Origin of the sequence: Actinacidiphila rubida (genome assembly GCF_900110255.1) — a bacterium.
GTDB classification, from domain to species: domain Bacteria; phylum Actinomycetota; class Actinomycetes; order Streptomycetales; family Streptomycetaceae; genus Actinacidiphila; species Actinacidiphila rubida.
On record NZ_FODD01000011.1, the window covers coordinates 17,313 to 39,013 of the forward strand.

20 protein-coding genes are annotated in these 21,701 nt (G+C 74.1%); 5 read left to right on the forward strand and 15 right to left on the reverse strand.

Annotated elements, in window-relative coordinates; translation table 11 throughout:
• Positions 1 to 37 precede the first annotated feature (37 nt).
• Complete coding sequence (locus BMW99_RS12940; RefSeq protein ID WP_069466514.1) at positions 38 to 2,551, forward strand: DEAD/DEAH box helicase; 2,514 nt, start codon at positions 38 to 40, stop codon at positions 2,549 to 2,551.
• Here the strand turns inward: BMW99_RS12940 and BMW99_RS12945 are convergent.
• From BMW99_RS12945 to BMW99_RS12955, 3 genes are all read right to left on the reverse strand, one after another.
• Complete coding sequence (locus BMW99_RS12945; RefSeq protein ID WP_069466513.1) at positions 2,458 to 3,660, reverse strand: DUF6397 family protein; 1,203 nt, start codon at positions 3,658 to 3,660, stop codon at positions 2,458 to 2,460. The genes BMW99_RS12940 and BMW99_RS12945 overlap by 94 nt on opposite strands.
• A 114-nt stretch (positions 3,661 to 3,774) precedes the next feature.
• Positions 3,775 to 4,161, reverse strand: coding sequence for a roadblock/LC7 domain-containing protein (locus BMW99_RS12950; protein ID WP_069466512.1), 387 nt, complete (start codon positions 4,159 to 4,161; stop codon positions 3,775 to 3,777).
• A gap of 119 nt (positions 4,162 to 4,280) precedes the next feature.
• Entirely contained in the window at positions 4,281 to 4,616 is a 336-nt protein-coding gene (locus tag BMW99_RS12955) for a YnfA family protein (RefSeq protein ID WP_069466511.1), read from the reverse strand.
• A gap of 13 nt (positions 4,617 to 4,629) precedes the next feature.
• Between BMW99_RS12955 and BMW99_RS12960 the strand changes: the two genes are divergently transcribed.
• The gene (locus BMW99_RS12960; RefSeq protein ID WP_069466510.1) at positions 4,630 to 5,238 is read left to right on the forward strand and encodes a class I SAM-dependent methyltransferase; all 609 of its coding nucleotides are present in this window, start codon (positions 4,630 to 4,632) and stop codon (positions 5,236 to 5,238) included.
• Positions 5,239 to 5,421: 183 nt separating this feature from the next.
• On the opposite strand, the gene BMW99_RS12965 is transcribed toward BMW99_RS12960, so the two are convergent.
• Entirely contained in the window at positions 5,422 to 6,207 is a 786-nt protein-coding gene (locus tag BMW99_RS12965) for an alpha/beta fold hydrolase (protein ID WP_075016831.1), read from the reverse strand.
• A 135-nt stretch (positions 6,208 to 6,342) separates the two neighbouring features.
• Here BMW99_RS12965 and BMW99_RS12970 point away from each other — a divergent pair, with 135 nt between their 5' ends.
• Both BMW99_RS12970 and BMW99_RS12980 read left to right on the forward strand, forming a co-directional pair.
• Positions 6,343 to 6,873, forward strand: coding sequence for a PadR family transcriptional regulator (locus BMW99_RS12970; protein ID WP_069465786.1), 531 nt, complete (start codon positions 6,343 to 6,345; stop codon positions 6,871 to 6,873).
• A gap of 459 nt (positions 6,874 to 7,332) precedes the next feature.
• Entirely contained in the window at positions 7,333 to 8,325 is a 993-nt protein-coding gene (locus BMW99_RS12980) for a hypothetical protein (RefSeq protein WP_069465785.1), read from the forward strand.
• A 54-nt stretch (positions 8,326 to 8,379) separates the two neighbouring features.
• On the opposite strand, the gene BMW99_RS12985 is transcribed toward BMW99_RS12980, so the two are convergent.
• The 8 genes from BMW99_RS12985 to BMW99_RS13020 form a co-directional block, all read right to left on the reverse strand.
• A complete protein-coding gene (locus tag BMW99_RS12985) occupies positions 8,380 to 9,759 on the reverse strand; it encodes an FAD-dependent oxidoreductase (protein WP_069465784.1) in 1,380 nt (459 codons plus the stop codon).
• A gap of 261 nt (positions 9,760 to 10,020) precedes the next feature.
• Positions 10,021 to 11,076 (reverse strand): isopenicillin N synthase family dioxygenase, encoded by a 1,056-nt coding sequence (locus BMW99_RS12990; RefSeq protein WP_075016832.1) that lies wholly within the window; start codon positions 11,074 to 11,076, stop codon positions 10,021 to 10,023.
• 140 nt (positions 11,077 to 11,216) lie between these two features.
• Positions 11,217 to 11,780: an NADAR family protein gene (locus tag BMW99_RS12995; RefSeq protein ID WP_245791431.1), complete on the reverse strand. Its 564-nt coding sequence runs from the start codon at positions 11,778 to 11,780 to the stop codon at positions 11,217 to 11,219.
• Between the two features lie 131 nt (positions 11,781 to 11,911).
• Positions 11,912 to 12,457, reverse strand: coding sequence for an MOSC domain-containing protein (locus BMW99_RS13000; protein ID WP_069463528.1), 546 nt, complete (start codon positions 12,455 to 12,457; stop codon positions 11,912 to 11,914).
• A 66-nt stretch (positions 12,458 to 12,523) separates the two neighbouring features.
• Positions 12,524 to 12,706 (reverse strand): hypothetical protein, encoded by a 183-nt coding sequence (locus BMW99_RS13005; RefSeq protein ID WP_069463527.1) that lies wholly within the window; start codon positions 12,704 to 12,706, stop codon positions 12,524 to 12,526.
• A 101-nt stretch (positions 12,707 to 12,807) separates the two neighbouring features.
• Positions 12,808 to 14,781: a Xaa-Pro dipeptidyl-peptidase gene (locus BMW99_RS13010; RefSeq protein WP_075016834.1), complete on the reverse strand. Its 1,974-nt coding sequence runs from the start codon at positions 14,779 to 14,781 to the stop codon at positions 12,808 to 12,810.
• A 103-nt stretch (positions 14,782 to 14,884) separates the two neighbouring features.
• Positions 14,885 to 17,257, reverse strand: a complete 2,373-nt coding sequence (locus BMW99_RS13015) for a Tex family protein (RefSeq protein ID WP_407640288.1) — start codon at positions 17,255 to 17,257, stop codon at positions 14,885 to 14,887.
• A 188-nt stretch (positions 17,258 to 17,445) separates the two neighbouring features.
• Complete coding sequence (locus tag BMW99_RS13020; RefSeq protein WP_245791416.1) at positions 17,446 to 17,952, reverse strand: GNAT family N-acetyltransferase; 507 nt, start codon at positions 17,950 to 17,952, stop codon at positions 17,446 to 17,448.
• 200 nt (positions 17,953 to 18,152) lie between these two features.
• Between BMW99_RS13020 and BMW99_RS13025 the strand changes: the two genes are divergently transcribed.
• Positions 18,153 to 19,223 (forward strand): fatty acid desaturase family protein, encoded by a 1,071-nt coding sequence (locus BMW99_RS13025; RefSeq protein ID WP_075016835.1) that lies wholly within the window; start codon positions 18,153 to 18,155, stop codon positions 19,221 to 19,223.
• A 27-nt stretch (positions 19,224 to 19,250) separates the two neighbouring features.
• On the opposite strand, the gene BMW99_RS13030 is transcribed toward BMW99_RS13025, so the two are convergent.
• From BMW99_RS13030 to BMW99_RS13040, 3 genes are all read right to left on the reverse strand, one after another.
• Positions 19,251 to 19,730 carry a macro domain-containing protein gene (locus tag BMW99_RS13030; protein ID WP_075016836.1) on the reverse strand — a complete coding sequence of 160 codons (480 nt, stop codon included), beginning with the start codon at positions 19,728 to 19,730 and terminating at the stop codon, positions 19,251 to 19,253.
• A 45-nt stretch (positions 19,731 to 19,775) separates the two neighbouring features.
• Entirely contained in the window at positions 19,776 to 21,188 is a 1,413-nt protein-coding gene (locus tag BMW99_RS13035) for a M1 family metallopeptidase (RefSeq protein ID WP_245791417.1), read from the reverse strand.
• Positions 21,189 to 21,367: 179 nt separating this feature from the next.
• Positions 21,368 to 21,670 carry a hypothetical protein gene (locus tag BMW99_RS13040; protein ID WP_143080531.1) on the reverse strand — a complete coding sequence of 101 codons (303 nt, stop codon included), beginning with the start codon at positions 21,668 to 21,670 and terminating at the stop codon, positions 21,368 to 21,370.
• Between the last annotated feature and the right edge of the window lie 31 nt (positions 21,671 to 21,701).

Consider the following 21,701-nt stretch of genomic DNA (forward strand, 5'->3'; position numbering starts at 1 on the left):
TTCCGCCGCCCGGCCGGAAGGCAGGCAAGATGGAGGGGTGACCCTTATCGATCAGCTGCCTTCCGACGCCGACCCCGATGCCCTCTTCGAAGCGTTCTCGACGTGGGCCGAAGGGCAGGGCATCACCCTGTACCCGGCCCAGGAGGAGGCGCTGATCGAGGTCGTCTCGGGCGCGAACGTGATCCTTTCCACGCCCACCGGATCGGGAAAGAGCCTGGTCGCGGCCGGTGCGCACTTCGCCGCGCTGGCCCGGGACGAGGTCACCTTCTACACGGCCCCGATCAAGGCGCTGGTCTCGGAGAAGTTCTTCGACCTGTGCAAGCTCTTCGGCACCGAGAACGTCGGCATGCTCACCGGCGACGCGTCGGTCAACCCGGACGCGCCGGTGATCTGCTGCACCGCGGAGGTGCTGGCCTCGATCGCGCTGCGCGACGGCCGGAACGCCGACGTCGGCCAGGTCGTCATGGACGAGTTCCACTTCTATGCCGAACCGGACCGCGGATGGGCCTGGCAGATCCCGCTGCTGGAGCTGCCGCAGGCCCAGTTCCTGCTGATGTCGGCCACGCTCGGTGACGTCTCCCGGTTCGAGGAGGACCTCACGCGGCGCACCGGACGGCCCACCGCCGTGGTCCGGTCGGCGACCCGGCCGGTGCCGCTGAGCTACGAGTACCGCACGACCCCGATGACCGAGACCCTCACCGAACTGCTCGAGACGCGCCAGTCCCCCGTCTACATCGTGCACTTCACGCAGGCGGCCGCGGTGGAGCGGGCACAGGCGCTGATGAGCATCAACATGTGCACGCGCGCCGAGAAGGACGCCATCGCCGAGCTGATCGGCAACTTCCGCTTCACCACCGCCTTCGGCCGCAACCTCTCGCGGTTCGTGCGCCACGGGATCGGCGTGCACCACGCGGGCATGCTGCCGAAGTACCGGCGCCTGGTGGAGAAGCTCGCGCAGGCGGGCATGCTGAAGGTCATCTGCGGCACCGACACCCTGGGCGTGGGCGTCAACGTGCCCATCCGCACGGTGCTGTTCACCGCGCTCACCAAGTACGACGGGCAGCGGGTGCGGGTGCTGCGGGCCCGCGAGTTCCACCAGATCGCCGGGCGCGCCGGGCGGGCCGGGTTCGACACCGCCGGGTTCGTGGTGGCACAGGCCCCCGAGTACGTCATCGAGAACGAGCGCGCGCTCGCGAAGGCCGGCGACGACCCCAAGAAGCGCCGCAAGGTCGTGCGCAAGAAGGCGCCCGAGGGGTTCGTCAGCTGGGGGCAGAACACCTTCGAGAAGCTGATCACCTCCGATCCGGAGCCGCTGACCTCGCGTTTCCGCGTGACCCACACGATGCTGCTCTCGGTGATCGCCCGACCGGGCAACGCCTTCGTGGCGATGCGCCGGCTGCTGGAGGACAACCACGAGGACCGCCGCTCCCAGCTGCGGCACATCCGCCGGGCCATCGCGATCTACCGCTCGCTGCTGGACGGCGGCGTCGTGGAGCGGCTCGACGAGCCCGACGCCGAGGGCCGGATCGTGCGGCTGACCGTCGACCTCCAGCAGGACTTCGCACTGAACCAGCCGCTGTCGACCTTCGCGCTGGCCTCCTTCGACCTGCTCGACCCCGACTCCCCGTCCTATGCGCTGGACATGGTCTCCGTCGTGGAGTCCACCCTGGACGACCCGCGGCAGATTCTCGGCGCCCAGGAGAACAAGGCCCGCGGTGAGGCCGTGGCGGCGATGAAGGCCGACGGCGTGGAGTACGAGGAGCGCATGGAGCGCCTCCAGGACGTCTCCTACCCCAAGCCGCTGGAGGACCTGCTGCTGCACGCCTACGGCGTGTACCGCAAGAGCCACCCGTGGGTCGGCGACCATCCGGTGTCGCCGAAGTCCGTGGTGCGGGACATGTACGAACGCGCCATGACCTTCACGGAGTTCGTGTCCTTCTACGAGCTCGCCAGGACCGAGGGCATCGTGCTGCGCTACCTGGCCAGCGCGTACAAGGCGCTGGAGCACACCGTGCCCGACGACCTGAAGTCCGAGGACTACCAGGACCTCACGGCCTGGCTCGGCGAGCTGGTCCGGCAGGTCGACTCCAGCCTGCTCGACGAGTGGGAGCAGCTGGCCAACCCCGAGGAGGAGAGCGCCGAGCAGGCCGCCGAGCGGGCCGACCAGGTCAAGCCGGTCACGACCAACGCCCGCGCCTTCCGGGTCCTGGTGCGCAACGCGATGTTCCGCCGGGTCGAGCTGGCCGCGCTGGAGAAGTACGCGGAGCTCGGCGAGCTCGACGGCGATTCCGGGTGGGACGCGGACGCCTGGGCCGACGCCATGGACGCGTACTGGGACGAGTACGACGACCTCGGCACCGGGCCCGACGCGCGGGGGCCCAAGCTCCTGCAGATCGAGGAGCAGCCGCAGCACGGCCTGTGGAAGGTCCGGCAGACCTTCGCCGACCCCGAGGGCGATCATGGCTGGGGCATTTCCGCCGAGGTCGACCTGGCCGCCTCGGACGAGGAGGGCCGGGCCGTCGTCCGCGTGACGGACGTCGGCGAGCTCTGACCGTCCCGCCCGGGTCCGGCGGGTGCCCCCTGCCCGGTCCCGGTCCCGGTGTGCGGTCGCCGGCCCAGCAGCCGCCGCAGACCACGCCGTGCGGCGGCCGGCCGTGCCCCGGACGGCGCCGCCTCCTGGCCCGGCGGCACCTCGGGCCGCGGCGGGACGGCGGTGACCTCGGGCAGCCCGGGCGGCTCCGGTGCATGCGGTGCGGGCAGCGCGGGTGATGCATGCGGCGCGGGCGGTGCGGGCGGTGCGGGCAGTGCGGGCAGTGCGGGCAGTGCGGGAGCGTGCGACCCGGGTGAGGGCCGCGGCACGGGCTGTCCTCGGCGGGCCCGGCCGAGCGCCTCGGCCAGCGCGAACAGGGCGGCCGCGATCTCGTCGGGCGCGTCGGCCGTGGTCAGCGACCGGACCTGCTCCGGCGTCGCACGGCCGGGGCGCCCCGCAGGCAGCGTGGCCCGGAGCCGGTACAGATGTGCCCGCTCGTAGGGGTCGGGGACGGCCTCTCCGGCGATCTGCGGCCCGAGCAGCGCGGCCCAGACCGCGGCCTCCTCCCAGGCGTCCGCGGCGTCCCGGACCAGTTGCCCGGCGCGGCGGGCGCGCCAGCCGCGAGCCCTCAGGTCCGTGCCGCCGTCACCGGTCTCACGCAGCGGCCCGGGCAGGCGCCCGGTCAGCACCGCGGGATTCAGGTCGGCGAACTCGGCGGCCTCGCGCGCCAGATACAGCCACACCACGGCCCGGTACTGGTTGACGTACCAGCGCACCGGCCGGACGCAGCCCGCTCTGGCCAGCCGGGTGAAGCGGTCCCGGCCGATACCCATCGCCTCCGCCGCGCCGCCGCTGCTGACCAGGCGCAGGCGCTTCAGCAGACCGTCCTCAGGCCCCTCCAGGGCGCGCAACCGGGCCAGTTCCGATCGCGGCACCTTCCACACGCCTGGCCCGCAGACCACCGTCCGCACCTCGCCCACCTGCAGGGCGACGTCGAACTCGTCATATTCCAGACCCAGTTCGTCCCGCACGCGGCTCAGAGGAAGCAGCTCCGCCACGCCGGGGGCCGTATCCCCGCGCCGCGCCCGCTCCGCTTCGCGCGCCTTCGCCGACTCCTTGACCGTCCTCATGACACTCACTCCCCGCACGCATCCCTCACTGACAGTGACGAATGTAGCGCGGGTGGACGACAGCCGTCGGGGACCCTGTGGATAACTCCCGGCCGGACGCGGACGGGTGGGACCCTAGGCGCGCGGGGCGACGCCCAGGTGCTCGCCGACCTGGTGGACGAGGCGCGTCATCTCGTAGGCGACCTGGCCGATGTCCGCCTCCATGCCGCTGAGCACGGACAGGCAACTGCCGTTGCCCGCGGCGGTGACGAAGAGGAATCCCTCGTCGAACTCGACCATCGTCTGCCGGACGCCGCCGGTCCCGAACTGGCGCCCGGCGCCCTTCGCGAGGCTGTGGAAGCCGGAGGACACCGCCGCCAGGTGCTCCGCCGTCGAGCGGTCGAGCTCGGCGCTCGCCCCGGTGACCAGCCCGTCGTTCGACAGCACGAGCGCGTGCTTGACGTGCGGCACGCGCCGGGTCAGATCGTCGAGCAACCACGCGAGCCCGTTGCTCACCGTCATCGCCTACCTCCGCTTTCCGCTGCGCTAGGCAGCCTTGTACGTCGTCGGCGCCACTGCAACCCCCTCCTGCCCACCCCCACCGGCACGCGCACCGGCGGCGAGGGCGCAAGAGGCGGTTTTCAGCCGCCGCGCGGGGCGTACATGATCACCCCTACCCCGGCAATGCAGATGCCCGCACCGATGAGGTCGAAACGGTCCGGCCGGTAACCGTCCGCCACCACACCCCACAGCAGCGACCCGGCCACGAACACCCCGCCGTAGGCGGCGAGGATGCGGCCGAACGCGGCGTCCGGCTGGAGCGTGGCGACGAATCCGTAGAGGCCGAGCGCGACCACGCCCGCGCCGATCCAGGCGAACCCGCGATGCTCCCGCACACCCTGCCAGATGAGCCAGGCCCCGCCGATCTCCAGGATCGCGGCGAGGACGAAGAGGGCGACGGAACGCAAGGTCGGCATGCGACCATGATGCATGGCCAGGACACAGCGCGATCGCCGGCAGACCAGGGAGTTCTTCGCCGCCAGGGCGGTCGGCTGGGAGACCCGCTACCCCGACGACACCCCCGTGTACGCGGCGGCGGTCCGCGAACTGGGCCTGACCGGCGGGGGCCGCGCGCTCGACGCGGGCTGCGGGACGGCACGTGCGGTACCGCTGCTGCGCGCGGAGGTCGGCCCGGCCGGAACCGTCGTCGGTGTCGACGTCACCCCGCAGATGCTGCACGAGGCGGTGGCCCTGGGACGCGACGCCGACGCCACACTCCTGGAGGCCGAGGCCGAGCGACTGCCCTTGCGCGACGGCGCGTTCGACGCGGTCTTCGCCGCGGGCCTGGTCAACCACCTCGCCGACCCGTCGGACGGGCTGCGCGAACTCGCCCGGGTGACGCGGGCCGGCGGGCGGCTCGCGCTCTTCCATCCCGTGGGCCGGGCGGTCCTCGCCGCCCGCCGCGGCTACGAACTGGAGCCCGGCGACGTCAGGGCGCAGCCGCAGATCGGCCGGATCCTCGCGGCCGGCGGCTGGGAGCTGGAGCTGTTCGACGACTCCGACGAGCGGTACCTGGCGGTGGCCGTCCGGGGCCGCTGAGCAGCGCACCACCGCAGCCCGTGCCCCGGCTCGCGCCGGCCCGGGCCCCGCCCCGCGCGCCCCCGCTCCCCGTTCACCGCGCCGCGCGACTCGGACCGCGCCGCGCGCCCCCTCACACCATGCGCGCGCCCCACACCACGCCACGCGTCAGGCCGCCCGTCCCCGACGTCCGTCCGGTACCCCTCAGGCCGCGTCCGCCCGCGCCGGCGCGGGCCGCCCGGCGATCGCCCGCACATAGGCGTCCGGGTTGTCGAACATCATGCAGTGCCCCGCGTCCGGCACGGTCACGATCTCGACGCCCGCCGCCTCCAGGTCCGTGCGGCCGAGACCGTCCTCGCCGCTCAACTCCCCCAGCACATAGGTGCGGGGAATCGCCAGCGACGTGACCATGGCGCGCATCGTGGGCTCCGTGCCGCGCACCAGCCCGGTGGCGGACCGGTGCAGCGCCAGCGGATCCGCGCACCGCATGGTGGCCGCCCAGCGCCAGCCCGCCCGCTCCAGCGTGGCCGCGAAGCCGCCGCCGTCCACGAACTCCTCCTCCGTCCAGGTCGCGATGGCGCTGCTGTCGGCCGTCAGCGGCGGGTCGGGGTCGAGGTTGGCCTCGGCGAGCACCAGCCGTTCCACCAGTTCCGGTCTGCGGTACGCCAGCACGATGGCCACCGCGCCGCCCATGCTGTGGCCCACCACCTCGGCGCCGCGCACCCCGGCGGCGTCCAGCACGGCCGCGACCGCGGCCGCGTGCTCCTCCAGCGAGTAGCCGAAGTCCGCGGGGCGGTCGCTGATGCCGAAACCCGGCAGGTCCACGAACAGGGTGCGGCGCCCCGCGAGACGCGGATCGGCGCTCAGGTGCGCCGTGTACGGGCCCGAGGCGGCGCCGAGCCCGTGGATGTGGACCCGTGCCGGGCCGTCGCCCGCCGCCTCCGTCCAGCGGATGTACGCGCCTGCGGGGCCGAACTCCGTCTGCTGCATGCCTGCCGTCCTTCGCCGTGGTTCCCGGGGTGCCGGCCCGTTTCCGTCCCTCCGGATCCGGCTCGCCACGGACCATACATCGGTGCCGATGTACTACGCCAGCGATATACTGCGAAGCTGCGCCACAATGGGCGCATGCTGGAACTCGCGATCCTCGGCTTCCTCCACGAGGCACCCCTGCACGGCTACGAGCTGCGACGGCGGATCGCCGCGCTGAGCGGGCACATCAAGCCCGTGGCGGAGAGCACGCTCTATCCGGCGATCAAGCGGCTGGAGAACGCCGGGCTGCTGGCCCGCGAGCCGCAGCCGGGCGCGGCGGCGGCGCCCCGGCACATGCTGAGCCTCACCGACGAGGGGCGCGCCGAACTGCGCCGCCGGCTGGGCGACCCGGCGGAGAACGACATCAGCGACGAGAACCGCTGGTTCACGGTGCTCGCCTTCCTGCGGCATCTCGCGGACCCAGCCGCCCAGGCGGCGGTGCTGCGGCGCAGGCTCGCGTTCCTGGAGGAGCCGTCGAGCTTCTTCTACGAGGGCGAGCGCCCCGTGCGGGCGGAGGAGGTGGACGACCCCTTCCGCAGGGGCGTCCTGATCATCGCGCGGGCCACCAGCACCGCCGAACTGGCGTGGCTACGCGAGACGCTGGCGGGGCTGGACGCCGCCGTGTGACGGGTCCGGGCAGCCCAGGGCCCGGGCGACGGGCTCTCCGGTGACCGCCGCGTGAGCGAGCCGCTCGCGGACCTCGCGCGGCGTTCGCGGACGGAAGCCGGGGCCGTCCCCGCAGCTCGGGCACGTCGGCCGGATGCGCAGCCCCGCCGCGAACACCGCGGTGAGCGCGCGCCACGACGCCGTGTCACGCCTGCGCGGCGCGGCGAACCGCGTGCCGACGTCGACGAGCGGCCCCGCACCGCGAGGGCAGACGCCGTCGCGGTTCCCGGGCGGCGGCCTTCTTCCACGACACCCTGCACGACACGCAGACGTGGTGGGAGCGCCGCACGGAGACCATGGAGAGAGCGTAGAGGTGCGGTGAAGGCCGGACCCCCGGGATTTCCGCGGTCCGCAGACTCTCGACGTACCGGTTACCCGCTGGTTAAGGTGCCGCGGACCGAGATGACAGGGAGACGACGGATGGCCGCGGCCGAGACCCCGCAGGACGACGATGCGCTGTTCGTGCTGACCGCGGCGCTGCTGACGCCCGGCCAGTACCCGGGCGTGCTCGGCGACGACTACCCGTCGGCGTGCGCCGGACTCGGCCTGGTGCCCGCGGAGGCCGGCTACGGGCTGGTCTTCGGGCAGGACGGCACCGGTGCGCGATGGACGGTGGCGACCACCGACACGTGGATGGTGGCCTGCGCGCTGGCGGCGTGGGACTGCGGCCTGGAGTACGAGCTCTCGCCGGACGACCACAGCATCGCCGCGTCGCTGCCGGGGTGGCCGCTGCCGGTCGCGGTGGCGGCCCCGGGCGTCCCCGCACCGTTCGACCCCGACGAGGAGACCGGCGGCGGCCCCCCGCTCGCGCCGCCCGACCCCACCCAGTGGGGGCCGGCCCAACGCCGGCTCGGCGCGGACGAGATCGCGATCCACTGGCGCGAGTGGCGCGACGAACTCGACGCGCCCGCCGAGGACGCGGAGGCGACCGGGACCGCGCCTGCCGGCGCCGGGACCCAGGCCACGACCTCCGAGGCGGCAGCCACGGACGATCAGGCCGGCGCGGCCGGTGACGCGGATGACACCGAGCCGGAGGAGCCCGGCGCCGGGCCCGCGGGCGCGGAGACCGCGGCGGAGGCGTCGGGAGAGGGGCCGGAACCTGGGACGGCGGACGCGCCCGCCGGCGACGCGCCCATCTCGCACTCCGGCGTGCGCGGCGTGCTGGAGGCCGCCGAGGAGTACGTCCGCACTCCCCCGCCGCCCGGCCGGGTGCGCCTGGCCTACGGCTCGCTGCGGGCCGACGGGCCCGGCTGGAGCCTGGTCGGCAGGGCCGACGACATGGCGTTCGTACTGCTCGACGAGGCACCCGGAGAGATCCTGCCGGTCGGCCGCGGGCCGTCCCTGCCGATCCTCATGGAAGCCCTCGGCCGCCTCGCCTCGGCGCCCAGCACGACGGCCGCCGCGGCCTCCTGACGGTCTCACGGTCCCGCCGCCGAACAGGCGGTCCCGCCGCCGGGATCCCCGGGCTCAGCCCTTCCGCAGGTCCGCGGCCACCGCGTCCGCGACCTTGCGCGCGGCGACCAGCACCGGGTCCCAGACGGGCGAGAACGGCGGCGCGTAGCCGAGGTCCAGGTCGATCATCTGGTCCACCGTCATGCCCGCGGTGAGGGCGACCGCACCGATGTCGACCCGCTTGGCCGCGCCCTCCCGGCCGACGATCTGCACGCCGAGCAGCCGGCCGGTGACGCGTTCCGCCGTCATCTTCACGGTCATCGGCGCGCTGTCGGGGTAGTAGCCGGCACGGCTGGTCGACTCGATGACGGCGGTCACGAACTGCAGCCCCGCGGCACGGGCCTGGGACTCCTTCAGTCCGGTCCTCGCGATCTCGACCTCGCAGACCTTGCTCACCGCGGTGCCGACCACACCGGGGAAGGTCTCGTACCCGCCGCCGATGTTGGTGCCGATGATCCGCCCGTGCTTGTTGGCGTGGGTGCCCAGCGGCACGTGCTGCTCGGCGCCGGACACCAGGTTCAGCACCTCCACGCAGTCGCCCCCGGCCCACAGCCGCTCCGCGCCGCGCACGCGCATCGCCCGGTCGGTGAGCAGGCCGCCGGACGCGCCGAGCGGCAGCCCGGCGGCGCGGGCCAGGTCGGTCGCGGGCCGGACGCCCAGGCCCAGCACGACGATGTCGGCCGGGTACTCGTCGTCGTCGGTGCTGACGGCCCGGACCCGGCCGTCCCGGCCGGTCAGTACCTCGCGGACGGGGGCGCCGGAGGCCACGCGCACGCCCAGGCCCTCCAGTTCGCCGCGCACCAGCCGGCCCATGTCGGGGTCGAGGGTGTTCATCGGCTCGAGGTTGCGGTCGACGAGGGTGACCTCCAGGCCGTGGCGCAGCATCGCCTCGGCCATCTCCACGCCGATGTAGCCGCCGCCGACCACCACGGCCCGCCGGACCTCGCCGCGGTCGAGCGCGGCCAGGGCCGCCTCCGCGTCGTCGAGCGTCTGCACGCCGTGCACGCCGGGGGCGTCGATGCCGGGCAGCGGCGGCCGCAGGGGCACCGCGCCCGTGCCGAAGACCAGATGGTCGTAGGAGACCCACTCCTCCTGGCCGTAGGGGTCGCGGCTGCGCACCCGGCCGCGCTCGGTGTCGACCTCGGTCACCTCGGTGCCCAGCCGCAGGTCGATGCCGCGGGCGCGGTGCTCGTCGGCCGTCCGAGCGATCAGGTCCTCGGGGCCGGTGACGGCGCCGCCGATCCAGTACGGGATGCCGCACGCGGAGTACGAGGTGTGGCGGCCGCGTTCGAACGCGACGATCTCCAGGTCGTCCTCGGACCTGCGGCGGCGTGCCTGCGAGGCGGCCGACATCCCGGCGGCGTCGCCACCGATGACCACCAGACGTTCCGTCATGTCCTGCGGCTCCCTTCGACTCCTGGTCACGCACTCTATGCGCGACGCGGCAACCGGCCGTGCGGCGCCCCTTCACGCGTGTCCGGGTGCCCCCTGCGAAGGCGCGTCCGTCAACGTGCGGAAGACATGCGGCCGTTGGCCCGAAGGGGCGAATCCGGCGGGACCCCGAAGCGTCCGCACTCCCGCAGCGGGTACGAGCGCGTCGTCCGGCGCGAGCGGGCGACGTCCGACGCCGGCGGGCGCTCGCGGGCGACCCCGCCGTCATCGGGCGGCCGCGAGGAGTTCGGGGTGCTGGCGGCGGGCCGCTTCCGGATGGGCGCGCAGCCAGCCCTTGAGCGCGTTGCGGCCGTACTCGTCGAAGAGCGGGTTGTCGGTGTCCTGGGTGACCCCGGGGGCCCGGTCGGCGTACGGGAAGTCCAGGGCGGTGACCCGGCCGTCGAGCCGCGGGTTGTAGAAGAACGGCACGGAGAAGCGCTCCCGGGCGCCGGGCGGGGAGACCACCCGGTGGTTGGTGGCCTTCAGGTAGCCGTCGGTGGCGACTTCCAGCAGCTCTCCCAGGTTGACCACGAACGCGCCCTGCATCGGCGGCACTTCATGGAACGCGCCGTCCTCGCGCTGCACCTGGAGGCCGCCGACGGAGTCCTGCAGCAGCAGGGTCAGGAAGCCGTAGTCCTTGTGGGCGCCGACACCCTGGCCCCCGCCGCGTTCCTGTCCCGGCGGGCTGCCCGGGTACCGCACCAGCTTCAGCTGGAGGTGCGGTGCCGGGGCGAAGATCGGGTCGTAGAAGTCGGGGCTGGCGCCGATCGCGGCGAGGAGCTCTCGCAGCAGCAGCCGCGCGACCCGGCTGAGCCGGTCCATCCAGTCCAGGGCGGCCCGCCGCAGCTCGGGCAGGCGGGCGGGCCACAGGTTCGGGCCCTGCAGCCACCAGAACGCGGGCTCTCCGGGCCCGGGAACGCGGGCCGGGCGCTCGGCGCCGATGTCCAGCTGGTCGCGCCAGTCGCTGCGCCCGCGGGTGTGCTCGTCGCCGGTGCGGGTGTAGCCGCGGAAGTGCGGCGAGCGGAGGTTCGACAGGTCGAGCCGCTCCGCCTCAGGCAGCGCGAAGAAGTCCCTGGCCAGAGTCATCAGCGCGTAGGTCTGCTCGGCGCTCACGCCGTGGCCGACGAGCTGGAAGAAGCCGGTCTCGTGCGCGGCGGTGTGCAGCCGCCTGCGCAGGTCCTTCCGGGACTCCGTGCTGCCGCCGGCCGCGGCCGCGGAGAGGTCGATCACGGGGAGCTGCTGCGCGCTGGCCATCTCTCGTCCGGCGGTCCCGTGGGACATCGGGACACCGCCACGACCAGCGTACGTCCGGGCGGGCCCGTCCCGCCCGCCGGCCGCCCGCCACCGGCCGCCACCGGCCCCCACCGGCAACCGTGCCCTACCGTTCTGCCGGCACCGGCGGTCCACCCGCCGTCTGCCGGTCAGCTCGCGGCGGGCGCCTCCGACGCGAGCCGCGCGCGGGCCTCCATCAGCGCGAAGCCGAGCAGGTTGAGCCCGCGCCAGCGCGCCGGGTCCCCGGCCGCCGGGTCGCCGGCGGCCAGTCCGATGCCCCACACCCGGTCCAGCGGGCTCGCCTCGACCAGGACCCGGGAGCCGGTGCCGAGCAGGAAGTCCCGCAGGTCCGGGTGCTGCCGGAACTTGTGCGTGCTGCCCTCCACGACCAGACCGAACCGCTCACGCCGCCAGACGTCCTCGTCGAAGTCGCGCACGGATCGGCCGGCGCTCTTGGCGTCCCTGGGGTGGCCGGCGGCGATCGCCCGGCGTTCGGCCTCGGCGTCGCCGAAGAGACGGGCCTTGCCGGCCATCATCCAGTGCTCGGCGGTGGCGTAGACGCTGCCGTCGACGGTGAACGGCGACGGCCACCACTGGCTGAGGCAGCCCGCGCCCACGCTGCCGTCGCGCTGCGGGCGGTGCCCCCAGAAGTGCAGGTACTTCACGCGCTGCCCGGTGGCGGTGCGGGCGAGCACGTCCGCCACGCTGCGGATCGCCCCGGACGGCTCGGCGGTCGCGGTCACCTGGTCCCCACCTGGTCCTCTGTCGGTCGTGCGTCGTGTACGGGCCCGGACCCGGCCCTGGCGGACCCCCGCAACGGGAATGGGCCAGGGGTCGTGCGGGATCAGACCCGCTCGAGCGGGCGGTGGGGTTCGGCGGGCAGCTCGGCGTCGACGGTGTCGCCGGGGCGGATGTCGCCGCCGTCGAGGACGACGCCCATGATCCCGCCCTTGCGGACGACCGCGCCGTGCTCGTCGCGGCCGACGACCTGCTTGAGCAGGCCGCCGCGGAACGCGTCGATCTGCAGGCAGGGGTTGCGCAGGCCGGTGACCTCGACGACCGCGTCGGGCCCCAGCCGCAGCCGGGTGCCGGCCGGGAGGCCCAGCAGGTCGATACCGCGGGTGGTGACGTTCTCCCCCAGGTCGCCGGGGGCGATGTCGTAGCCGGCGAGGCGCAGGTCGTCGAAGAGCTCGGCGTGGATCAGGTGGACCTGGCGCAGGTTGGGCTGCGTGGGGTCCTGGGCGACTCGGGACAGGTGCTGGACGGTGACGCCCAGGTGGGCGTCACCCTCGACGCCGAGGCCGGCGAGGAGCCGGATGCTGTCCTGGTTGGTCTTGCTGAACCGGTGGGTGGTGTCGCGGCTGACCGCGATGACCGTACCGCTGCGCATAGGAAACGTCGTCCCCTCGATCGGATGCCCTGACCCGATGCCTCACCTTATCGGGGACGTGCCTGGTCAGCGATTGATTTGCCGCCGGGTCGCGCGGCGCAGCCGGCGCCGCTGGGAACGGTCGAGCGTCAGGTACGCCGCCGCGGGGATGCCGATGACGATCAGGAACGTGACCCACCAGGGGACCCAGATGAGGAGGATCAGCCCCACCGCCACGCCGCCGACGATGACCTTGGTTCTGTTGGACATGACCCCGCCTCCCGTCCACGGCGGCCCGCGCCGCGCCCTCACCGTACTACCCAGTGGAACGCGCCGCGGGCCGGTCCGGTTCCCGCTGTGAGCCCGTCGGCTCACCCCAGCTCGGCCGCCGGGGTGAAGAGCGGCGCGGGCGAGGCCTGCCGCGACGCCGGAGTGCGGGCCGGGGCCGTGGCCGGGGCGCCGGGCCGGGTGGCGAGCGCGCCGGTGCCGCCGGCGAGCGGCAGCCGCAGGACCGAGCGGGACAGGTCGACCGACACGGTGGGCGTGGTGGACGCCGGCAGGATCAGCCCGTTGTCGGTACCGGCCACGATGAGCGCCAGGCGGTGCCCGGCGGGCACCACGTGGTCGGTGGCGGCCAGCTGGATGGTCATCGTGTAGGGCTTGCCGGGGACGAGCGGCACGCCGTGGTCGAGCGACCGGTAGTGGCCGAGGTCGGCCCAGCCGCGGCTGAAGACCGTGTGGTCGACGGTCTCGGTGTCGGCGGAGGTGTCCAGGAAGCAGGCGCTGTCGCCCGCGGTGCTCTCGCCGTAGCAGGAGCGGGTGGTCCCGGTGGTGATGCCCTCGCCGTCGCCGAGGAAGTTCCGGATGGTCGCCGGGCCGAGGTCGACCAGGACCGCCGACAGGTGGGCGCTGGTGGTGGTGGACGTCGCGGTCACGGTGACGGTGCCGCCGCCGGAGATCCGCAGGTCCTTGGCGAGGACGCCGGTGGTGAACGCGGTCTTGGCCGGGGTGGCGCTGTCGGCCGCGGCGGCCCAGTCCTCCTCCCACAGGTTCGGGTCGTCGGTGAACGACTCGGTGCCCGTCGCGTGGCCCTTGCCGAGCGTGCCGAGGCCGTTCACGCCGGTCGAGCCGAGGGAGAGGTCGCTGGTGCGGGTGCCCGCCGGGGGCCAGACGCGGTCGGTGGTCCAGTGGTCGACGCTGCGCTCGATGTCGGCCATGGGCTCGCGCTGGATGCCGTTGTCCACGCCGAGCAGGTAGTGGTCGAACCAGCGCTGCAGGGTCGGCACCCACGCGGAGCGCCGGTAGTCGAACGGGTCGACGTGGCCGGTCTGCGACAGCCACACCTTGCGTTCCACGCCGTGCTGCGCGAGGGCGGTCCACCATTGGCCGAAGTGCTTGGTGCGCACGTTCAGGTCCTGCATGCCCTGGGCGGCGAACACGCTCGCCGTCACCTTGCCGGCGTCCTTGACGTAGTCCCGGTCGGTCCAGAACGGCGTCCAGTCGCCGGTGCGCGGCGAACCGGCGGCGATCTTCTGCTGTTCCGCGGCGCAGTCGGCGTGCGCGCTGTCGCTCTCGACGTAGTCGGACAGCCACTCGGGGCCGTCCTGCAGCGGGGCGCCCTGGTGGAAGTAGTAGTCGTACCAGGAGGAGATGGCGCTGATCGGCACGATGGTCTTGAGGCCGGCCACGCCGGTGGCGGCGACGCCGTTGGCGATGGTGCCGTCCCAGCTCTTGCCGATCATGCCGACCGCGCCGGTGGCCCAGGTGGCCTTGACCGCGGTGCCACCGGAGCGGGCGCTGTAGCCGTGGGCGCGTCCGTTGAGCCAGTCGACGACGGCCTTGGCGGACTGGACGTCGGACGGTCCGCCGACGTCGACGCAGCCGTCGGAGCGGTTGGTGCCGGCGAGGTCCACGAGCACGGTGGCGTAGCCGCGGGGGACGAAGTAGTTGTCGTAGAACAGCGGCGCCTGGACGATGTTCCCGGCGGCGTCGTAGGTCTTCAGCTGGCTCTCGTTGCCGCGGCCGCAGCACGAGTAGTACGGGCTCGCGTCCATGATGACGGGGACCCGGCGTCCCTGCCGGGCGGGCTCGGAGGGCCGGACGATGTCGACGGCCACACGGTCGGTGCGGCCGTCGCCGTCGCCGTCGAGCCCGGTGTCCACCCACACCGCCTCGCGGACCGCGTCGGCGTAGGAGTAGACAGGCTGGCTGAGGCCGTTGCGAACGGAACCGCCTCCGGCCGCGTGGGCGGCCGCGGGGGCGGTGAGCACGGCGGCGAGTGCGGCGAGGACCGCCGCGACCACGGATATCCACGAGAGGCGGGAAGCCCGCGTCAGTGAGCGCATCCCGCGAGATTAGCGCCTGACAGATCACGGTCAACAGGGGTGAACCGCGGGGCGGTTGGGGCGGCAGGACCGTACCGGCCGCCCCAACTGCCCCGCGCCACGGCTACTTTCCGCCGGTCAGACCCGCGCGCCGCAGCGCGTCGGCCATCGCGCCGCCGGGGGCGGGCCGGTCCTGACCGCCGCGCCGGCCGCCCTGGCCGCCGCGGTTGCCACCCTGGCCCCCCTGCCCGCCCTGGGTGCCCTTGGCGCCCTGGGTGCCCTGGCCGCCGCGGTTGCCGCCCTGCCGGGGCGGGTTGCCGCGACGCTCGCCGCCGCGCTGCTGGTCGCCGCGGGCCGGTCGCGCCTCGTCGTCGAGCCGCAGCGTGAGCGAGATGCGCTTGCGCGGCAGGTCGACGTCGAGCACCTTCACCCGCACGATGTCGCCGGGCTTGACGACGTCACGCGGGTCGGAGACGAACGAGTCGGACAGCGCGGAGACGTGCACCAGGCCGTCCTGGTGGACGCCGACGTCCACGAACGCGCCGAACGCGGCGACGTTGGTGACCACGCCCTCCAGCAGCATCCCGGGCCGCAGGTCCTTCATCTCCTCCACGCCTTCCTTGAAGGTCGCGGTCTTGAAGGCGGGACGCGGGTCGCGGCCGGGCTTCTCCAGCTCGGCGAGGATGTCGGTGACGGTCGGCAGGCCGAACGACTCGTCCACGAACTGCTGCGGCTTCAGGGTGCGCAGCACCGCGCCGTTGCCGATCAGGGAGCGGATGTCGGTGCCCGCGCTGCTGCTGATCCGGCGCACCACCGGGTACGCCTCGGGGTGCACGCTGGAGGCGTCCAGCGGGTCGTCGCCGCCCTGGATGCGCAGGAAGCCGGCGCACTGCTCGTACGCCTTCGGGCCGAGCCTGGCGACGTCCTTGAGGTCCTTGCGGGTGCGGAACGGGCCGTTGGCGTCGCGGTGCGACACGATGTTGGCGGCGAGGCCCTCGGTGATGCCCGACACGCGGCGCAGCAGCGGCACCGACGCGGTGTTCACGTCGACGCCCACGCCGTTCACGCAGTCCTCCACGACCGCGTCCAGCGAGCGGGACAGCTTCACCTCGGACAGGTCGTGCTGGTACTGGCCGACGCCGATCGAGCGCGGGTCGATCTTCACCAGCTCGGCCAGCGGGTCCTGGAGGCGGCGGGCGATGGACACCGCGCCGCGCAACGAGACGTCCATGCCCGGCAGTTCGGCCGACGCGTAGGCGGACGCGGAGTACACCGACGCGCCGGCCTCGGACACCACGGCCTTGGTGAGCTTCAGGTCGGGGTGCGCCTTGATGAGGTCACCGGCGAGCTTGTCGGTCTCGCGGGACGCGGTGCCGTTGCCGATCGCGATCAGGTCCACGCGGTGCGCGGCGGCCAGCCGGGCCAGGGTCGCGAGCGACTCGTCCCACCGGTTGCGCGGGGCGTGCGGGTAGATGGTGTCGGTGGCCACGACCTTGCCGGTGCCGTCGACCACGGCGACCTTCACACCGGTGCGCAGGCCCGGGTCGAGACCCATGGTGGCGCGGGTGCCGGCGGGCGCGGCGAGCAGCAGGTCGCGCAGGTTGGCGGCGAAGACCCGCACGGCCTCGTCCTCGGCCCCCTGCCGCAGCTGCACGCGCAGGTCGATGCCGAGGCGGACCAGGAAGCGGGTGCGCCAGGCCCAGCGGACGGTGTCGGCCAGCCAGCGCTCGCCGGGGCGGCCGGGGTCGCCGGACACGGAGATGCCGAACTGCTGGGCGATGCGCCGCTCGTAGCTGGTGGGGCCCTCGGCGGGCTCCTCCGGTTCGAGGGTGAGGTCGAGCACCTCCTCCTTCTCGCCCCGCAGCATGGCCAGCACGCGGTGCGACGGCAGCTTGGTGAACGGCTCGGCGAAGTCGAAGTAGTCGGCGAACTTCGCGCCGCTCTCCTCCTTGCCCTCCCGGACCTTCGCCAGCAGCCGGCCGCGGCTCCACATCCGGGTACGCAGCTCGCCGACGAGGTCGGCGTCCTCGGAGAACCGCTCGGTGAGGATGGCGCGGGCGCCGTCCAGGGCGGCCGCCGCGTCCGCGACGCCCTTGTCGGCGTCGACGTACGGGCCGGCGGTGGCCTGCGGGTCCAGGCCCGGGTCGCCGAGCAGCGCGTCGGCCAGCGGTTCGAGACCGGCCTCCCTGGCGATCTGCGCCTTGGTGCGCCGCTTGGGCTTGAAGGGCAGGTAGATGTCCTCCAGTCGGGCCTTGGAGTCGGCCGCCTCGATCTGCGCCCTGAGCGCGTCGTCCAGCTTGCCCTGGGACTCGATGGACTCCAGGACGGCGGCACGCCGCTCGTCCAGCTCCCGCAGGTAGCGCAGCCGCTCCTCCAGGGTGCGCAGCTGCTCGTCGTCCAGGGTGCCGGTGGCCTCCTTGCGGTAGCGGGCGATGAACGGCACGGTCGCCCCGCCGTCGAGCAGGTCGACGGCTGCCCGCACCTGCCCCTCGCGCACACCGAGTTCCCCGGCGATCCTGGCCTCGACCGTTACGTTGCCGCTGATGGTTCCGCTCCTCAGATCCGCTGCCCGCTTGCCTGTCCCTGCATCGTAGACGGCGGTGGCCGTGGAATCCCGTGACCGCCGCGGCGGCACCCCGGCCGAGGGCGGGGAGCGGGCACCCGGGGGCGGGCGCGGGCCGGGGATCAGCGCAGCGGCTTCTCGAACCAGTGGTCGGCGTACGGGCTGTCGTTGTACGGCGCGATCTCGGTGTAGCCGAGGCGGGCGTACAGGGCCCGGGCCTCCACCAGGTCCTTGCGGGTGTCCAGCCGCATGCGGACGGCGCCGAACTCCTCGCGGGCGACCCGTTCCGCGGCGCCGACCAGCAGGGCCGCCACGCCGAGTCCGCGCGCCGGCGGCGCCACGTACATCCGCGTCAGCTCGCTCGTCGCCCCGTCGAGGACGCGCACGCCGACACACCCGCCGGGCCTCCCGTCGCGCCGGGCGACCAGGAACTCGCCGGTGGGCGGCGTGAGATCGTCGCTGGGCTCCTCGGCGAGGACGGCCGCGAGCTCCTCGTCGTCCGTCGGGCGGCCGTAGTACCGCTCGATCAGCTCGGTGTAGTACGCGCGCAGCAGCGCGGCGGACTCGGGGCCGGACACGGGGTGGGCGCCCGCGGTCCAGCCGGCCGCGCGCGGGTCGTGGATCGTCACGCGGCCATCGTGGCAAAGGACGGGTGGGGTTTTCCCCCGGTTTTCCGGCCGGTGGCCCCCCGCACCGGCCGGGTGGAGGCGTCATGGCCGGGAGCGGGCGCCGGTTCGTAGCGTCGAGGGAGCGGTCCGGACCCCGGTCCGCCCCCTCGACGCCACGAACGATCAGCGCCCCCACCCCCGAGACCGTCCCTGGAGCAGCCATGCCCGCAGCCAGCAGCACCCTCGCCGCCACGTCCGCGGCCCCGCCGCCCGCGCCGCCCGGCCCGCCCGGGCAGGAGGCGGGCAGCGAGTTCGCCCCTCTGCTGCGGCAGGTCAGGGACGCCGGGCTGCTGCGTCACAGGACCGGATGGTACGCCGCGACGATCACCGTGAACGCGCTGGCGCTGGGCGCGGTGTGGACCGCCGTGGTGCTGGCCGGCGGCACGGGGTCGTGGTGGGTCCTCGCGCTGGCGCTGCCGGCCGCGGTGCTGTCGGCACGCTCCGGCTTCCTCGGGCACGACGCGGGCCACCAGCAGATCGCGGCGGACCGGCGCACCAACCGCGTGCTGGCGCTCGTCCACGGCAACCTGCTGCTGGGCATGGGGGCGGCCTGGTGGACCGACAAGCACAACCGGCACCACGCCAACCCCAACCACGTCGGCAAGGACCCGGACGTGGAGGTGGGCGCGCTCGTGTGGACGCGGGCGCAGGCGGTGGAACGCGAGGGGTTCGCACGGTGGCTGACACGCCATCAGGCCGGGCTGTTCTTCCCGATGCTCACGCTGGAGGGCCTGGCCCTGAAGGTGGCGAGCTTCCAGGACCTGCGGCGGCTCACCGGCCGGGACCGGCTGGTGGAGGGCGGCCTGCTGGTGGCGCACCTGGCCGGGTACACCGCGCTGCTGCTGGCCGCCATGTCGCCCGCGCAGGCGCTGGTGTTCGCGCTGCTGCACCACGCGCTCCTCGGCGTGCACCTCGGCTGCGCGTTCGCGCCGAACCACAAGGGCATGGCCATGCCGGAGGAGGGCGCGCGCTGGGGCCACCTGCGCCGCCAGGTGCTCACCTCGCGCAACGTCCGGGGCAACCCGGTGACGGACTTCATGCTCGGCGGCCTCAACTACCAGATCGAGCACCACCTGATGCCGAGCCTGCCCCGCCCCCATCTCCGCCTGGCCCAGCCGCTGGTCCGCGCCCACTGCGCCCGCCTCGGCGTCCCCTACACCGAGACCGGCCTGCTCGACTCCTACCGTCAGGCCCTGACCCACATGCACGAGGTCGGCGCCCCGCTGCGCTGAACCGGCCCGCTCGCGGCCGGCATCGGCTCAGCCGTCGTGGTCGTAGACCGTGACGGCGACGCCGCGTTCGACGAGCCGCGCGGTGATCAGGGGCTCGACGCGCGACCAGCTGCCGCCGGCCAGCCCGCAGCCGATCCGCGGCATGTGCACGGAGGCGCCGAGCTCCAGCGCCCGGTCGCCGAGCAGGCCGAGTGCGGTGTCGATCGCCGGGTAGCGCACCGGGACGCCTTTGCTGCCGGTGCGCATGCCCCGCTGCCCGACCATGTTGGCGACCCACAGGCGTTCGCCGACCTGGACGAACTGTGCCGCGCCCAGGCCGAAGTCGTTGCGGTTCCGCTCGCGGTGCCACCGGCGGTACGCGGCCTCGGGCTCGGGCCATCGGCGGGAGACCGCGAGCACGAAGCCCTTGCCCCATCCCCCGAGGTCGTTGCAGACGTGCGCGATCACCTTGACGCCCTTGCCCTGCGGTGCGGTGGCGTCACCCCGTACATGGACGATCTCCCCCATGCCCTCACGGTAGGCGAGGGCACCGACAGCCGCAGCTGCGATTCCTCACAGATGGGCGGGCTTGGCGGCGTCGTAGAGCCACGTGTGGAAGAGCGGGGTCAGGTCGCGGCCGGTGAAGTGGGCGCAGAAGGCGGTGAAGTCGGCGGTGGAGGCATTGCCGTAGGCGTGCTGGGCGGGCCAGGCACGGAGCAGGCGGAGGAACTCGGCATCCCCCAGCGCGCGGCGCAGTTCGTACAGGACCAGGGCGCCGCGGCGGTAGACGGGGGTGGCGAAGAGGTCGGCGGCGGTCGGCGGGGACGCGGGCGGGAACGTCCAGGAGGCGGGGTCGTCGAAGGCCGCGGCCGCACTGGTGTCGACGGAGTCGCCGCCCTCGTGCGCGGCCCACAGCCACTCGGTGTAGGTGGCGAAGCCCTCGTTGAGCCAGATGTCCTGCCAGGACCGCGGGGTCACCGAGTCCCCGACCCACTGGTGCGACAGCTCGTGGACCAGCGTGTTCAGCGGCACGGCGGGCGGGTCGGAGGCGCCCGGGAAGAACGGCCGGTTCTGCGTCTCCAGCGCGTATCCGCCCTGGCCGCGTGCCAGATGAGCGACGATCGCGCCGGCGGACGCGAACGGGTAGGGCCCGAACAGGCCGCTCTCCCACCGCAGGATCTCCGGGATGCGGCGCAGCGACGCCGCGGTGCCGGGATCGTCGGAGCGCGGGTCGACGGCCGTGTACTGGGGCGGCCCGCCGGGGGGCGCCGAACGCGTCACGGTGAAGCGGCCGATGGCCACGGTGGCGAGGTAGGTGGCCATGGGCCGGCTGGTCCGCCAGTGGAAGGCCGTACGGCCGCCGGAGTGCGTGGTGCCGGCCAGGTCGCCGTTGGAGACCGCGGTCAGACCGTCCGGCACGGACATCGTCAGGTCGTACGCGGCCTTGTCCGACGGGTGGTTGTCGCACGGGAACCACGCCATCGCGCCGACGGGCTCGCCGAGGGCGACGGCGCCGTCGTCGGTGCGCAGCCACCCCTCCTTCGACCCGTCCGGGTCGGTGAGGGTGCGGGGCACGCCCGCGTACGCGACGGTGGCGGTGAACTGCGCGCCGCGCGCGAGCGGGCCGGCCGGCCGCACGGTCAGCTCGTCCCCGGACCGGGAGAAGCCGGCGGGATGCCCGCCGACGGCCACCGAGCCGACGGTCAGCCCGGACAGGTCCAGGTTGAACCGGCCGAGCCGCTCGGTGGCGGTCGCCGTGACGTCGGCGGTGCCGGACAGCCGCCCGGTCGCGGGGTCGTACGACAGGTCCAGCCCGTAGTGCGTGACGTCGTACCCGCCGTTGCCCGCCTGCGGGAACAGCCGGTCGCCGGCGCCCGGGGCACCGGCGGCGGCCGGCGGCGCGCCGCCGCCACCCGTGCACGACAGGCAGCAGGCGAGCAGCGCGGCGGGCAGGGCGACGCGGGGCAGGGCGGCCGTGCGCGGCACGGCCCGCACCGACACCGGCAGGCGGTTCCGCGATGACCGTGACCGCGGCGGGCGGGGAAGGCGCAGGCGCATCAGGGCAGCGTAGACGCCGTACCCGCCGTGCGCCCCGAACACGCGTGTGTCCCCGGCCCGCCCGAGGGCGGGGCCGGGGACACACGGCAGCGGTCCGGCCGGTGCGGTCAGCCGCCGCGCAGCCAGTCGGTCAGCGTGGCGACGGCGGACCCGACGTCGGGCGCCCGGTGCGCGGCGGTGTCGGACTCGAGCAGGAACGGTGCCGCACCGCCCGGCAAACAGTCCATCTGCACCTCCACGGCGCCTTCCCGCCTGGTGAAGTACCAGAGGTTGTCGTCGTCGGCGGCGTGCGTCACGGCCAGGCGCGCGATCTCGACGTCGGGAAACGCCGTGCGGACCGTCGCGAAGACCTCGTCCACGGGCCCGGGGACCGTGTCGTCCGGCCCCCAGGGCACCGTTCTGCTCCTCATCGTGGCTCGCCTCTCCCGCGGCAGGGCACCG

Coding starts and splice junctions, on each gene's coding strand:
- BMW99_RS12945 (WP_069466513.1), bottom strand. CDS start 3,660: ATGAGGACGGTCAAGGAGTCGGCGAAGGCGCGCGAAGCGGAGCGGGCG.
- BMW99_RS12950 (WP_069466512.1), bottom strand. CDS start 4,161: ATGACGGTGAGCAACGGGCTCGCGTGGTTGCTCGACGATCTGACCCGG.
- BMW99_RS12955 (WP_069466511.1), bottom strand. CDS start 4,616: ATGCCGACCTTGCGTTCCGTCGCCCTCTTCGTCCTCGCCGCGATCCTG.
- BMW99_RS12960 (WP_069466510.1), top strand. CDS start 4,630: ATGGCCAGGACACAGCGCGATCGCCGGCAGACCAGGGAGTTCTTCGCC.
- BMW99_RS12965 (WP_075016831.1), bottom strand. CDS start 6,207: ATGCAGCAGACGGAGTTCGGCCCCGCAGGCGCGTACATCCGCTGGACG.
- BMW99_RS12970 (WP_069465786.1), top strand. CDS start 6,343: ATGCTGGAACTCGCGATCCTCGGCTTCCTCCACGAGGCACCCCTGCAC.
- BMW99_RS12980 (WP_069465785.1), top strand. CDS start 7,333: ATGGCCGCGGCCGAGACCCCGCAGGACGACGATGCGCTGTTCGTGCTG.
- BMW99_RS12985 (WP_069465784.1), bottom strand. CDS start 9,759: ATGACGGAACGTCTGGTGGTCATCGGTGGCGACGCCGCCGGGATGTCG.
- BMW99_RS12990 (WP_075016832.1), bottom strand. CDS start 11,076: ATGTCCCACGGGACCGCCGGACGAGAGATGGCCAGCGCGCAGCAGCTC.
- BMW99_RS13000 (WP_069463528.1), bottom strand. CDS start 12,457: ATGCGCAGCGGTACGGTCATCGCGGTCAGCCGCGACACCACCCACCGG.
- BMW99_RS13005 (WP_069463527.1), bottom strand. CDS start 12,706: ATGTCCAACAGAACCAAGGTCATCGTCGGCGGCGTGGCGGTGGGGCTG.
- BMW99_RS13010 (WP_075016834.1), bottom strand. CDS start 14,781: ATGCGCTCACTGACGCGGGCTTCCCGCCTCTCGTGGATATCCGTGGTC.
- BMW99_RS13025 (WP_075016835.1), top strand. CDS start 18,153: ATGCCCGCAGCCAGCAGCACCCTCGCCGCCACGTCCGCGGCCCCGCCG.
- BMW99_RS13030 (WP_075016836.1), bottom strand. CDS start 19,730: ATGGGGGAGATCGTCCATGTACGGGGTGACGCCACCGCACCGCAGGGC.
- BMW99_RS13040 (WP_143080531.1), bottom strand. CDS start 21,670: ATGAGGAGCAGAACGGTGCCCTGGGGGCCGGACGACACGGTCCCCGGG.